The following is a 14574-nucleotide window of genomic DNA, read 5'->3' on the forward strand; positions in this document are numbered from 1 at the left end:
TTCGAGGAGCGGATGGGAAGGCTGGGTGAGCAAAAAAATCTTGATTGGCGTGCACCCACCCAGGCTGTCCGTTTCCATGTAGAAATCTAAAAAGGGTTACCGGTGTTCTTGATTTTGTTTTACCTCCCGGCGCCAGGCTTCGCGCCGGCCCTCGCGAAACGGGGGGAGCGGGGGTGCTCGAAGACGGGATTCGATGATTTTTGGTTATTCCTCAGCCGGCGATCGTCATGCCGACGCCCGCCCTCGGCGTGCATTCCGCCGAGAGCGGCGGGAGCGGCGAAAAAACGAATAGAGAAGTCAAACGCGTTGCTTCACCCAACACGCCCAGCTTCCCAAGGGCGTCGATCGGCGGATTTTCTCCTTCCCGGATCGGTCGTCGGAATTATATCGGCCTTAGGATGCGGTCTTCACGCAGGCGCTTAAAGAGCAGGGCGGCGCCGGGAACCTCCGATTCCTGCGCGGCTTCTTCCCAAGCCTTGACGCCCAATTCGCCGGCCTTGGCGGGGGCGTACCCGGCGCTCTTCCAGGCGCCGGCTTTCGCCAGCGCCGGATCGGAATAAATCACCGCGGCTTCGCTCTGCAGTTCGGCGGACGCCGTTTCCATTGCGGTGATGAGCATCTGCAACGCCTGATCAACCGGTGCGTCTTTGGCCAGAACGATTTCATCCGCACGGGTCACCAGGTTATCCACCTGCCAGCCGATGGCTCCAACCATCTGCTCGTCCTGCTCCAGCAGGAAATAGGCCTTTTGGCCGAAGGCGGCCATGATGTCGGCCCGGGTGAGGGGCTGCTCGGGTTTCCGGATTTTATTGAGGAAATCGGCGATCAGATCGGCATCGGAGGGCCGTCCGCGCCGGATGGCAAGCTCGCCGCGCACGACCGGCGCCGGCGGCAGGGCTTCGGCGGGTTGGGCGCCGGCCGCCCAGGCGGCTTGGACCTGGTTCCAGGTATCTTCGAACGAGTTGGAATTCTTAATGACGACTTTGGCCCGCGCCAGCTTTTCCTTCTGGGGGGGCTGCACGGCGATCCGCTGGCGGGCGATGGATTCGCTCAGGCCGCGCTTGCGTATCAAACGGTCGATCTGGATGTCCGGCGAAGCGTCCACCACCCAAACCGTATCGCACGATTCGGCCAGACCGGATTCGAAGAGTTTAATCGCCTCGAGGACGATCACCGGCGAATGCGAGCGGGTGATGAGCAGATCGACGGCTTGGAGGACCAGGGGGTGCATGATGTCCTCGAGTTCGTCGAGGAGTTTGGCGTCGGCGAACGCCAGCCGGCCCAGCGCCTTGCGGTTGATCTCGCCCCCGGAATCGAGGATCCATTCCCCGAAAAGCCGAATGACGGCCTCGTAGGCCGGGCCGCCGCGCGACATGGCCCGGTGCGCCACCTCGTCCGCGTCGATCCCGAACGCCCCCAGGTGTTCGAGCATCTTGCGCACAACGCTTTTGCCGGTGGCGATATTGCCGGTGAGGCCGATCACGTACTTGCCGGTCCAGCGACTCATCTTCCGGGGGTTCCCTCCGGCGCGAATTTTACCCCGCTTTCAGCTTCCGGAACATCCCGCGGGATGCCCACAAGGCGGATTTTTCTTGCCGGACGGGTCGATGAAAAAGGCGCCCTTGCCGGTCCGGATCGACGCCCCCGCGGGGCGCTATTACCGGCCACGGGCATTGGCATCCCGCGCTTTTTCGTCACCCATCGAGAGCCGTGATTACATCCGGGCAAAGACGGAAGGCGCCCGCACAGCCAGCACAGGCCGACCCGGGGCCGACGCAAAGGACGAAACCCGGTTGGCGAGGGCGGCGTCCGGAAATCCACGGCGGCAATTTCTGCGCACGCTGCGGGGGATTCTGCGGATTGATGAAATGGATCACCGCACAACGCGTGCGGGCAAGGCCGTTATCCTTCTTGTCTGCCGATCCCAATGCGCAAACCGAATGTCTGGGTGTACTCCCTGCAGAGAGCCTCGCCCACCGTTTTTTTTTTCGGAAGGATGGGGTCGGCGATCCTCAGGCAAGAGGATCCGGCCATCGTTGCCGGATCGGATTCACGGAGTGCGGGTCTGCGCGTAATAGATCTGATTGCCGATGGCGATATACAGGACCTTGTCGGAGCCGATGGCCAGCGCAGTGGCTTCGTGGTCGTCCGGGGCGGTTGTCACCCGGTAGCGGGAAATGAAGTTCAAAGCCAGGCTGAAGCGAAATGCGCCCCGTCCGAGCGGATCGAGAAAGAACAGCGTCGGCTCCGGCGGTTCATTGTAATAAATCCGGGTCAGCAGGGCGTCGGCGACTCGCGGTCCGGCCGTGCGTCCCGGCCGCGTGTCGTTGTAGGGGATGTCTTCGCACAGTGTCCCTCCGACGGAGCCGCCGTCCTCCGGTTGAAAAAGCGGATCGTATTGGCACCGGGTGACGTGTCCGCCGGCGTGCAGGAAGAACACTTCTCCGGAGGCCACGACGAAATCGATGGCATCGGTCATCGACGGATGCTTCCCGGAGAAGTAGGCCGTCGGCGCTTGGTCGAAGCCGGTGTTGCCGCTCATGCCGTATCGCCAGAAGGCGTTGCTTTCCGGATCCAGAATGTACAGCCTTCCGTTGTAATAATCCACCGCGGACGGCGTGGACCAGCCTCCGCCGGGAGTGACCGGAGCGCCGGCCATGGCTTTCCCGCCCGGCGGGCAATACAGCAGGGTGCCCTTCCGGTCCAGCGCCACCACGGCTCCGCCGCGGGTGGAGGTGGGGGTTTGCGCGCCGACCGAAAGGTCGGGGACCCACACCATGTCCACCAGGGATTCGACGGTGATGTCCGGATAGTCGCCGGATTGGCAGAGAAATGCATCGTCCACTTGATATCCGCCTTGGCCGAGCAGCAGGCGCAGAATCCGGTCGTGGATCGCGTCCAACGCGTACAGTTCCCTGTCGCCGGCCAGGATCACGGTGATCTGGGTGTCCGCATCCAATCCGCCGGCGACCACGGGTTTAAATTCGAGCGGGGTGATCCCGTCGAAATCATCAAGCAACCTCGCGGCGTGGTTTTCCAGGGTGGTGAGTTCCTCCGAGGATCCGTATTGGGACGCCGTCTGCAGCGTGTCGAACACCTGCTGCCAGGCTTGGCGGGCTTGCAGGGGGTCGGTTTGGGCGCCGGCGACGGAGGCCTCCGTCCGCGCCTGCTCCATCAGGCGGGCGAATTCCATCTCGTATCCCTTGCGGAAATACATCACCGCCACCACCGCCACCACCAGCAGGGGAATGGCGATCGCCGTTCCCAGCATCACCGCCGGGGGGAGAACGAAGCGGTCGTTTTCCTGCATTACGCCGCGCGGGAGGATCCCCGCCAGGAAGGACCGCAGGCCTTCCCGGGCTGAATTCAATGTGACGTTGATCGAGTGGCCGAATGCGGCGGCGGCCTCCCGGGCCGACAGCCGGCTTGCTTGCGGCTCTTCCCGACTGCGATCCGATGACGTTGTCGGTTTGTGAAATCGGTCCGTGCGCGGGGGAACCCGGATTGCGGGGCTTTCCTCTTTTTCAACAACCGGCCGGCTGGAGAGGGATGCCGGGCGCAGGATGGAGGAATCCCGGCCGGCCGCGGTTTCAGGCTCGGCCGCCGACGGGGTTTCGGGCGCGGGATGGGCGGGGCCGGAGAGCTGTCTTTCCGGCCGGGCCCTGGCGCGCGGCGGCGGTTCCTCGGAATGCGGCCCCAAGGGTTTCGCAGCGGCAGGCACGGCGGAAGGCTGGGGAGAGCGCACCGGACTGACCGGCGCGCTTTTTTTGGAAGGAAACAGCGTGAGCTTGCGGATCAGCGGAGGAGCTTTTGCCGGTTTGGATTCGGCGGCGAACCGGACCAGCAGGGTTCCGAAGGTGCCGGGCTGCGATGCGCTCTGTTGCGCCAAACGCTGGCCCATGGCCTGCAGGGAGAGATTCGCCAACCCTGAGGGAACCGAAGCCGACCATGCGGCCGGCGGAGAGGCGGCGAGGATCAAAGTGGCCGCCGGAGAGAGGATCGTGTGGCCGTAATGCAGGTCAAGGTTGAGAGTCGTTCCCAGCGCGCGGGCGGGAGGGTCGCCGGCCTGCGGGCGGCATTCGACTTCGCCGTCGCGCAGGATCAAAGCCAACACACTCCCGGCATACCCAAGGTAGAGGTCCGTATCGCGAAGCACTGAGCAAACGGCGTGCAACTGCACCAAGCTTCCGGCGGGGGATCCCGCCAAAACCGGAGTTTGGCTGAAGGGAAGCACCTCGGCATTGGCGGCCGTGAAGGCCGCACGCAGCGCCGCCGTAACCGAACCGGGAGTCTCAAAATACACTTGCGCCATGAGGTGCGACAGTTTGTCGGTTTCCGCGGCCGGCAGCCGGGTGCGCGCTTGCAGCGACAACGCCGTGAAGAGGATCTCGCCGCCGCGGCTGCGGGCGGCGCGCCGCGGAGCCGGTTGGACGAGATAACCGGACGGAGGATCCTCGGACTGCGATCCGTCGGCAAATTGTGCGATGAAGATTTCCGGAAGGAGGGCGGGCATCATGGTTACCGGCGCAGAGGCCGCAAGTTTTTTGCTGCAAGTATTATGCCACGAACCGGCGCGGCGACAGGCTTTGGGCGGCTGATCATACGCCGGAATCTTGAAGGAAGCGGTCGATGGATTTGGCGGCCCGGCGTCCGGAGGCCATGGCGTTGACGACCAGGTCTTGGCCGGAAACAACGTCGCCGCCCGCGAAGACGCCGGCGCGGGTGGTGGCGCAGGTCTGCGGATCCGTCTGCAGGAGGTTGTTCCTATCCATTACCAACCCTTCGGTCGACCGGCCGACCTCCGGATTGGGGCCGTACCCCAGCGCGCAGACAACGGTGTCCGCCTCCACGATGAAGTTCGTTCCGTCGAGGGGGATCGGCCGCCGGCGGCCTTCGATGTCGGGTTCTCCCAGTTCGCACTTGAGGCACTCGATCGATCCGACCCGGCCGTCGGGGCCCGGCAGAAACCGGATCGGTTGCGTGAGAAACAAAAATTCCGCGCCTTCTTCGCGTGCCAAAGCGCGGTCCTTGGCGACGCCCGGCATCTCCGGTTCCGTGCGCCGGTAAAGGCACGTCACCCGTTCGGCCCCCCTGCGCAGGGAGGTCCGCAGGCAATCCGATGCTGTATCGCCGCCCCCGACGACGACCACCCGTTTGCCGACGCCGAGCGGCTCCCGCCATTCCTCCGGCAGCAAGGACGGATCCACATTCGCACGGGACAGGAACTCGTCCGGAGGGAAAACCCCGGGCAGATCGGCGCCTGCAACCTGCATGCACGTCGGAACCGAAGCTCCGATGCCGAGAAACACCGCCTGGAATCCTTCGGAGAAAAGGGCGTCCAAAGGATAGCGGCGGCCGATCCTGGTGCCGAGCCGGAACTCCACGCCCGCGTGCTGCAGATCCTGGATCAAGGCCTGGACAATGGAGGGATCGAGTTTAAAGCCGGGGATGCCGTAAGTGAGCAAACCGCCCGCGGCGAGGGCGGAATCAAAGACCGTCACTTGATGGCCGCGCAGGATGAGTTGCTCCGCGCAGGCCAGGCCGGCCGGGCCGGAACCGACAACCGCCGCGCGCTTGCCGGAGGGCGGCCCGGGTTGCAGGCAGAATGGATTTTGCGCGCGTTCGAAATCGGCCGCGAAAGCTTCAAGCGCCCCGCACAGCACCGGCTCGTGGTTTTTGTTCCGCACGCAGGCGCACTCGCACAACTGGGCGTGCGGACACACCCGGCCGCAGATCTGGGCCATGGTCGACGTCCGGCGGTAGATCCGCGCTGCGCCGAGAAAATCCCCTTGTTCGATTTTCCGCAACGCGCCGGGGATGTCGTTTCCCGCCGGACAGGCTTTCACGCAGGGAGCCACGGGGCATTGCAGGCAGCGGCTCGCCTCGCGCATGGCCCGCTCCGGCGTCAACGGAAGGGAGACTTCCCGGGAATCCTTTTTCCTTTCCGAAACCGGACGCACCGGAGGGGCTTGGTACGGGATTTTTATCCGCGCTTTTCGATCGATGGAAGATGGATTTTGTGAATCCGACATTCACTCTCTCCGCTGAGCATGAGCCGACCCGAAACCCACTCGAAATCGACCTGTAATTAAGCGTAATTTTATCCGGATTCTAATCGTTTATACATATAATTTCCATATTCTCCGGGTAGAATTCACTTCGAGGTCGGCAGCGGATATTCAGCCTTTATCGTCGCCACTTCAATACCATCCCCTTTACCGTCCGCCGGAGAAAAGCAGACCATCGGTCGCCTTTCGGGCGCGGAAAGCGGGGGAAGACCAGGGCAAAACCGGATTGCGCCCGCCGCGTGGGGATGCGAGAGGTTTTTTCGGCGGGGAACGATCCGAACGGAGGGAACATGAAGAGACATTGGCGGTCCATTCTTGCCGTCGTCGTTGTGGCGGCGGTGGCCGGGATCGGGTTTTGGATTTACCAAACTGTCCAGTCCCGTCAGCAGGCGCAGTCCCTGCAAACGGCCGTGGTGGAGCGGGGGACGCTGACGGCCTCGATCGGAGCCACCGGCACGATCCAGGCCAGGCAGCAAGCCGCGTTGTCCTTCTCCATCAATGGGCAGGTGGGCTCGGTGAACGTCCGGATGGGCGACCGGGTTGAGGCCGGACAGGTGTTGATGGAATTGGATCCTGCCTACTATCCACAGACGGTGCTCAATGCCCAGATCGAATTGGTCAACGCCCGGAAAGCCCTTGAGGACCTGCAAACCTCGCAAACCGCATTGGCGCAGGCGGAATTGACCTTGGCCAACGCCGCGCGGGCGCTAGACGACGCGCAAACCGCCTACGACAACGCCGTGGCGAGGTACAACGACGGCTGGGTGAGGGAATGCGAAAAGCGGGTCGAAGACGCGCACTGGGCCTGGATGGTGTACCGGTTCAGCAACGACGGGAGTCCGGCGGCCCAACGGGAATTGGCCAGACTGTATCAGGAGTACCTCGACGCGCTGCGCGAACTGGAAAAGGCGCGCCGCTATGCCGAATTGGGTGTCGGCAGCACCGCCGCGAATTCCAAGGAAGCCCAGATGGAACTGGACATCGCCAAGGCGGAATTGGCTTTGGCCCAAGCCCGGTACAACGACGCCCTGGCGGAGTATAACCGCCTGAAGGACGGGGTTCCCGCAGAGGACCTGGCCGCCGCGGAGGCGCGGGTGGCCGCGGCTCAGTCGATCCTCGATCAGGTAAGGATCACCGCCCCCTTTGCGGGAACGATCATGGCCGTTGAATTGCTGCCGGGGGATTCCGTTTCCCCCGGAACGATCGGTTTGGTGATTGCCGACCTTTCCGAATTGCACGTAGACGTTCCCGTGGCGGAGGTGGATTACAACCGCCTAGCCGTCGGCCAGGCCGCCGAGCTTTCGCTGGACGCGATTCCCGGCACGCTCTTTTCCGGGCGGGTGAGCGAGATCAAACTTCATGCGTCCACATCGGCCGGTTCCGTGGCCTACCCGGTGACGGTCGTCATCGACGAACCGGATCCGCGGGTGCTTCCCGGCATGACGGCGGCGGTGGATATTGAAGTCGAGCATTTGGAGGACGTCCTGCTGGTCCCCAACCGAGCCGTCCGGACAGTCGGCGGATCGCGGGTGGTATACCTCTATGTGGACGGCGGGTTGAAGACCGTGGAGATCGAGCTCGGCGCCAGCAACGACGTTATGAGTCAGGTGGTCTCGGGCGACCTGCAGGAGGGGGACCTGATCGTGTTGAATCCCCCAACGACATTTTTTAATGGGTCCGGTCCGATGAGCGGCGGCGGCGGGGGCGGCGGGTTCTTCGGCGGGTGAGGTTTCGGCCATGGACGACTGGGTGATCGAACTGGAAGACATCTGCAAGGTGTACCGGATGGGCGAAGTCGACGTAAACGCTTTGGACGGCTTGTCCCTTCGCGTGCGCCGCGGCGACGTGGTGGCGATCATGGGGCCCTCGGGCTCCGGGAAAAGCACGCTGATGAACATCATCGGCTGCCTGGACCGGCCGACCTCGGGGAGCTACCAGCTGGACGGCAGGACGGTCTCTCAACTGCAGGATGACTCGCTGGCGGAGATCCGCAACCGCAAGGTGGGCTTCATCTTCCAAAGCTTCAATTTGCTGGGACGCTCGACGGCCACGGCCAATGTGGAATTGCCGCTGCGCTATGCGGGGGTGGACCAAGCCCGCCGGGAGCGCGCGCAGGAGATGTTGCAGCTGGTCGGGCTGGGGGACCGCATGGAGCACAAGCCGATGGAGCTTTCAGGGGGCCAGCAGCAGCGGGTGGCGATCGCCCGGGCGCTGGTCAATCGTCCGGCGATCATCCTGGCCGACGAGCCGACCGGCAACCTGGACAGCCGGTCGGGAGCCGAGATCCTCGACCTTCTGTTGCAGCTGAACCGCGAAAGCGGCGCGACGCTGGTGATCGTCACGCACGATACGGGAGTCGCCGCACGCGCCCGCCGGACCATCCGCCTGAAGGACGGCAGCATCGAGGAGGACTATGTTTCTGACGCAAAACCTGCGTGAAGCCCTGGAAAGCCTGACCTCCAACAAGCTGCGTTCCGGACTGACCATGCTCGGGATCGTCATCGGCGTCGGCGCGGTCATCGCCATGCTCTCGGTCGGACAGGGCGCTTCGGCCACCATCTCCGGCTCGATCAATTCCATCGGCACCAACCTGATCTTCGTAATCGGCGTGGCCGACGAGGACGTCACCGTCCGCAGGCCGCTGACGCTCGAAGATGCGCAGGCGATCGGCGACCCGCTGAACGCGCCCTCGATCCTTTTGACCTCGGTTGTGTACCAGCTGGGAAGGATCAAAGTCTCGGCGGCCGGGGAGACGGTGACCATGGCCGTCACCGCCGTAACCTCCGCCTACGATGAAATCCGCAACCTCGACATGGCGGAAGGGGAATTTCTCACCGAGGTGCACATGAACGGACGGGCTTCGGTGGCGATCTTGGGGATGACCACCGCCGAGAACCTGTTCGGCCGGACGGAAGGCTTGGTCGGGGAATCCGTGCGCATCCAAGGCCAACCTTTCCGAGTCATCGGCATCCAGGCCTCCAAGGGCGGCAGCGGATTCTCGGATGCGGACGACATTGTGTACGTACCGTATACCACTGCCGTCAGCCGGTTGGCCCAGCGCAGCGGCGAAGCGCCCAACCGGGTGGACATGATCGTCGCTTCGGCGGTGAGCGCCGAAGCCGTCGCCGACGCCTCCGAAGAGATCCGCCAAATTCTCCGCGTGCGGCATCACACCGAGGTGGGCAAGGACGATTTCACCCTCATGACCCAGCAGGATTTCCTTTCCCTGACGTCGCAGATCATGGGCGTGCTGACCATCTTCCTGGGGGGGATCGCCGCGATCTCGCTCTTGGTGGGCGGCATCGGGATCATGAACATCATGCTGGTTTCGGTGACGGAACGGACCCGCGAGATCGGCCTGCGCAAGGCGCTGGGCGCGCGGCGGAAGGACATTATGATTCAGTTCCTGACGGAATCGGCCATGCTGAGCGTCTGCGGCGGCCTGATCGGAATCGGGCTGGGCACGGCGCTGGCTTTTGCAGTGGGGCAGATCGCCGCGGCGACCGGCAACGAATTCACCCCGGTCGTCGGATTGGATTCGGTCTTGTTGGCGACGCTCTTTTCTGCCGCGGTGGGATTGTTTTTCGGGATTTATCCGGCCTCCCGCGCCGCGGGATTGGAGCCCGTCGAAGCGCTGCGGTACGAATAACACATCCCCTGAGCGGCCGGAACCTGTTTACAGCCGTGATCGGTGATCACGGCTGTGTTTTTCATTATTGATTCCCCGGAAGGAAAATTCCCTCGTCGTCGACCGAATGCGATACGTAACCTCTCCATCCTTCTACTGAAAGCAAGGCGTTTTTTTTCGTCCTCCCTCTCCCGGCGCACGCCCCCGCGCCCGTCATCGCGAAGCGGGGGAAGCGGGGGAAGCGCGGGTAAGCCGGCAGAAGCAGTAAAGGGCGAGGGGGAGGAAAAGAAAGCTGCCTTGTGGCAGGGGAGTCATGATGATCCCAATCGCTTGAAGCCGGCTTTTTCTGGTTGCCGGTCGATATCTCACGCAGGTTATTCATAAAGCGGCGCTTCGGTCACCATTGTGGTACGAATCATAATCTCTGCAAGATGATCGAGGCGCCGCCTTGAGAGTGGACAGTGCCGCATGGAGACCAATCCTGCTATGGGGGATAAGGAAATCAAATCGCTTCCGCCCGTCGCATGGGTGGAAAAAACTCCGAAAAGCGCGCTTCGTTTTTTCCCGCATCTTATCCTCATGCCGGCTCAGGAAAAGGATTCGAATCAACAGGAATCAAGAAAAGGGCGGGGCAGACCTCTCGTGCTTGGCAAAGAGCTGTGCCCCAGTGTGGCCCGTGCGGGGAGAGACCTGTGAGAATCCGATAAGCGGAGACGGTTGTGAGCCAGCGGCCCAAGGCGGAAAATAGTCAGGATCAAGAGCGGATGAGGCTAGGTTTGAATGAAGGAAAGCTGGGTGTCCGGGCCGATCGTCGTATGCGGCTGGATCATGGTGTCCTTGGGAATGACGACCACGCCTTCGCGCACATACCATTGGCCGCCTTCGCCATCCAGGTGCGTTCCGGGAGGGAACGGCTGGATAACCACCCCGGAGCCGATCCGCACGTTTTTATCGATAATTGCGCCTTCGATCCGGCTGTCGGCTCCGATCCCGAGCTGGACGCCGCGGGGAAATTCGGCGCCCGGAATGTCGTAATAATCGGCGCCGAGGATGACGCTGTTGCGGATCTCCGCCCTGGAGGCGATCCGGCTCCGCAAACCGACGACCGAATTGCGGATCCGGGCTCCGTGGATCCGGCAGCCGTCGGCCAAGAGGACATCCTGCAGGTCGCTGTCCTCAAGGATCGAACCCGGCAGAAAGCGGGGATGGGTGTAGATTGGGCGCCGGGGGTCGTAGAAGTTGAAAGGGGCGTTGGCGGACGTGAGGGCCAGGTTGGTTTCGTAAAACGTCCGGATGGTCCCGATATCCTCCCAGTACCCGTCAAAATCGAATCCGAAGACCTTGTGGGAATAAATCGCCTGGGGGATGACCTCGGTGCCGAAATCGCTGGCGCCCGTCATTCCAAGCACCTCCATTAGGACCGGCGTTTTGAATAGATATACGCCCATCGACCCGAGGTACGGCCGTTGGGGATCGTTGCGGCTGATCATCTCGGCCAGGACGGACGGGTCCTTGGGCTTTTCGGCGAAGTAGCGGATCCGCAGGTTGGTGTCGCGCTTGAGAATTCCGAACCGCGAAGCGTCGGCGGCAGTCACCGGATGCACCGCCACGCTGATGTCGGCGTCCGTCTCCATGTGGAATTCGACCATCGAGGTGTAGTCCATGCGGTACAGGTGGTCGCCGGAGAGGATCATCACCAACGGAGCGCGCGTGGACCGGATCTGCCCGAGTTGTTTGCGGACCGCGTCCGCCGTTCCCTGATACCAATCCTCGTGCAAGGGGGTTTGCTCAGCCGCCAGCACCTGTACCCAGCCGGTGTGGAAAGAATCGAAATTGTAGGTTCTGGCGATGTGGCGGTGCAGGGAGACGGAATTGTATTGGGTCAGGACGGCGACGCGGTAGATCCCGGAGTTGATGCAGTTGCTGATGGAGATGTCGATCAGGCGGTACTTTCCGGCAAACGGAACGGCGGGTTTGGAACGCATGCGGGTGAGGGGAAACAAACGGGTCCCGCGGCCGCCGCCGAGAATCACCGCGAGCACATCCTCCATATAGGACATCCCCACCCTCCGATGATGACTCCGCCGGTTTTTATCCGGCTATGACCGTCTGCGCGTATCATAGCATAACCCGACGAGCGGGCACAATTCTGGCCCGCTTTTCATTTCCGCAACGGATTAGAAAGGGGTCAGACACGGATCATACAAAACCCCGGCGCGCGGCCGAGCATGGCCGGCCTAGACCGGTATGCGGTCGCCGAATCGGCTTGCGCTCCCCGGACCCATACCCCGGACTGGAACAAAATCCCCGTCGTCGCCGCACAAAGAAAATTTGGGAATAGTTGTTCTTTCCATCGTCTGCTTTAATTGACTCGCCTTTGTGCAGGCTTTCCCGCTGCGGCAGCGGATTATGGGTGGGCGCGGCCGCGGAATCGCTTCCCCGTTGGGAGCCGATGAAAAAAATCCGCGCTCCCTCCGGGTCAACCGCCCGTCAGAAAAAACCGAAGCGTTTCGTCCGCAAACCGGTCGGCGTGAATCTCGGTGTTGCGGCCGGCCACCTGACGGGTCCGTCGCAGGAAGTGGAAGGCCTCATGGGCCAAGATCCATACGATCGCTTCATCCAGATTGTTCAACCGGGTGAAGCCGACCACTCGAATCCACTCGCGCCCGGTGCGCAGGTCTTTCACCCGGATTCCCGGCCGAGTCCCCGGCGGGAGCGGAGGGTGCGATCCGTCGGAAGCCAGATAGACGGGGGATCTCCGAACCGGGAGTTCATGGGGAAACGGTCCGGGAACCTGGACGCTGATGCGGTAAAAGGGAATCCGGCGGGTGGGATACCAGCATCTTCCGTATGCGCCGCGGCACCTGCCCCGGCCGCGGTCGATCCGGACCCACGCGAGTTGCGAAGTGTCGAAATCGGAAAAAAACTCGCGCGCCCAGGAAAGCGCGAGGGGTTGTTCCCCTTTCAGGTCCACGATCCAACGCATGCGCAGGGAGGGTTCGATGGAATCCGAAGCCGGTTGGAACGCGCGGAGCGGGCGCTTTTCCCGGACTTGCGGTGGCAAGATTGTATCCGCTTTGAGGAATGCGGAACAGCCCTTTGAGCCGGACGGGCCTCCTCAGGCATTCCGAACGCGAACGCCTTGGAAAAGGACAGACCGGGGAGCGAATATGAGACTGCGACGATCGCCCGCGGTAGCAATCCGCGCGGGCCGATCAGGGCCGGGATCGGAAGGAAGGCCGGGGGGTGAATCTCAGCCGAACCCGCGCCTGTGTTATTATGCTGTCCGCACGCCGGGGGGAGCGGCGGATAAGGAGAAGGGATGCGCGTTCGGATGCCGACAGAATCCGTCTTATTGCGGCTGACCGCGGCGGTGGTTTTTTCGGCCGTGATTGCGGCATGCGGTCCGTTGCCCGAGAGTGGGGCGGACACCAAGCCCAGCATCCTCCCTGCCGTTACCGAGACGATCGGAAACCCCGCGCTGCCCACCCCGACGGTCAATATCGCGACGTTGACCTTGTGGCTGCCGCCGGCATTCCGGCCGGACAGCTCCTCCGCCGGAGGCAAGGCCCTGGCCGAGCGGATCGAAGCCTATGAAGCGCGGAATCCCGGGGTTCAAGTCGTCGTCCGGATTAAAGCGGCCTCCGGCGCCGGAGGGTTGCGCGATTCGCTCGCCGTCGCCGCGGCTGCCGCCCCGGGCGCTTTGCCGGATTTGGTCGCGCTCGATCAATCCAACCTACGAGCCGCCGCGATTAAAAACCTCATCCATCCGCTCGACGGCTTGCTGCCTTCCCAAACTTGGGATTCCCATTACGCTTACGCCAAGAACATGGTCGTCATCGACGATCTGCGGTACGGCCTACCATTCTCCGGGGATGCCCTGATCCTAGCCAGCACCGCCGTTCCGTATTCGGAGCCGGAGCGGTGGGATTCGCTGGAGAACTGGACGGCGCCGGTATTCCTGCCCCTCGGCGATTCACGGGCGCTGTTCCTCTTTTACGGATACTACGCCGCCGGCGGTATTCAGATTCTTTCGAGCACCGACGGCGAGATCCTTCAGGAACCCTTCGCGCGGGAGCTTTCCTGGCTGCGGTCGATGGCGGAGTATGAATTGCTGTCTCCCCGAAGCCTTCAGATCGATTCCTTTGAGGGGGCATTCCTGGCGATCGAAAGCATCGCAGAATGCGCCGCAACCCTGTACTCCGTGGTCTCGCACAATACCGACTACTTCATGACGTACCTCCCGACTCCCGATGGAAGCCGGTTTTCCCTGGCCACCGGTTGGGCGTGGACACTCGCCACCGCCGATCCGATGCGCCGGATAAAAGCGGCGGATTTAATTCTTTGGCTGACGGATCCCGAATTCCTCGCCGAATGGTCGCAGGCGCAGGGCGTGCTTCCGGCATCAAGCGAAGCTGTGGCTTTGTGGCCCCCCGGCAACGAGCGGGAGCTCGCCGCGGGCGTCTCCGGACCGGCGCTGCCTTTTCCGGACGATGAGATTTCCGCTTTCATCGGTCCGATATTTTCCAAGGCGGTCCGGAAGGTGTTGGTGGAGGGCGCAACCCCGGAGGAGGCAGCACGGGAAGCGGCGGAATCCATCCGTCCCTGACTTCAAACCGCCGGAACCAGCGAATCCGGATGCGCAAACGCCTCTCGGCGCAAAACTTGGATGGTTGAAAACTGCGCCGGCCGGGGGCGTGGTTGCCGCGGGAGGACAGCGCTGGAAACCGGAATTCCGGACCAACGCGCTTTCCGGATAGGGATTCGATCCGGGTATAATCGGACCGCCAAAGGATACCTAGGCGGTCGAATACTCTCGGACAACCGCAGCCGTGGGAGCCGAAGGCGTTCGGAATCCACCGCCAGAATTGGAATCTT

The 14574-nt window shown here is 62.8% G+C and carries 9 protein-coding genes; 4 read left to right on the forward strand and 5 right to left on the reverse strand.

The features are described from left to right. Nucleotides 1–382: 382 nt before the first annotated feature. The 3 genes from JW929_07140 to JW929_07150 all read right to left on the reverse strand — a co-directional run bounded on the left by JW929_07140 (nucleotide 383) and on the right by JW929_07150 (nucleotide 5723). A complete protein-coding gene (locus JW929_07140) occupies nucleotides 383–1507 on the reverse strand; it encodes a dephospho-CoA kinase (GenBank protein ID MBN1439166.1) in 1125 nt (374 codons plus the stop codon). A gap of 543 nt (nucleotides 1508–2050) precedes the next feature. Continuing rightward, entirely contained in the window at nucleotides 2051–4513 is a 2463-nt protein-coding gene (locus tag JW929_07145; GenBank protein MBN1439167.1) for a hypothetical protein, read from the reverse strand. Nucleotides 4514–4598: 85 nt separating this feature from the next. Beyond that, nucleotides 4599–5723 carry an FAD-dependent oxidoreductase gene (locus JW929_07150; protein MBN1439168.1) on the reverse strand — a complete coding sequence of 375 codons (1125 nt, stop codon included), beginning with the start codon at nucleotides 5721–5723 and terminating at the stop codon, nucleotides 4599–4601. A gap of 635 nt (nucleotides 5724–6358) precedes the next feature. Between JW929_07150 and JW929_07155 the strand changes: the two genes are divergently transcribed. Genes JW929_07155 through JW929_07165 form a run of 3 tightly spaced genes read left to right on the forward strand, consistent with a single transcriptional unit; the run spans nucleotide 6359 to nucleotide 9717 of the window. After that, nucleotides 6359–7795 (forward strand): efflux RND transporter periplasmic adaptor subunit, encoded by a 1437-nt coding sequence (locus JW929_07155; protein MBN1439169.1) that lies wholly within the window; start codon nucleotides 6359–6361, stop codon nucleotides 7793–7795. Nucleotides 7796–7817: 22 nt separating this feature from the next. Then, the gene (locus tag JW929_07160) at nucleotides 7818–8507 is read left to right on the forward strand and encodes an ABC transporter ATP-binding protein (protein MBN1439170.1); all 690 of its coding nucleotides are present in this window, start codon (nucleotides 7818–7820) and stop codon (nucleotides 8505–8507) included. Further along, nucleotides 8482–9717, forward strand: coding sequence for an ABC transporter permease (locus tag JW929_07165; GenBank protein ID MBN1439171.1), 1236 nt, complete (start codon nucleotides 8482–8484; stop codon nucleotides 9715–9717). The genes JW929_07160 and JW929_07165 overlap by 26 nt, the downstream gene beginning before the upstream one ends. A 749-nt stretch (nucleotides 9718–10466) precedes the next feature. Here the strand turns inward: JW929_07165 and glgC are convergent. Next, on the reverse strand, nucleotides 10467–11756 hold the full coding sequence (gene glgC / locus JW929_07170) for a glucose-1-phosphate adenylyltransferase (protein ID MBN1439172.1): 1290 nt from the start codon (nucleotides 11754–11756) through the stop codon (nucleotides 10467–10469). Nucleotides 11757–12175: 419 nt separating this feature from the next. Continuing rightward, nucleotides 12176–12760, reverse strand: coding sequence for a hypothetical protein (locus JW929_07175; GenBank protein ID MBN1439173.1), 585 nt, complete (start codon nucleotides 12758–12760; stop codon nucleotides 12176–12178). A gap of 258 nt (nucleotides 12761–13018) precedes the next feature. On the opposite strand from JW929_07175, the gene JW929_07180 reads away from it, so the two are divergent. Next, a complete protein-coding gene (locus JW929_07180) occupies nucleotides 13019–14305 on the forward strand; it encodes an extracellular solute-binding protein (protein MBN1439174.1) in 1287 nt (428 codons plus the stop codon). Nucleotides 14306–14574: the final 269 nt, after the last annotated feature.

The sequence above is a fragment of the Anaerolineales bacterium genome (genome assembly GCA_016928575.1).
Classification (GTDB): Bacteria; Chloroflexota; Anaerolineae; order Anaerolineales; family RBG-16-64-43; genus JAFGKK01.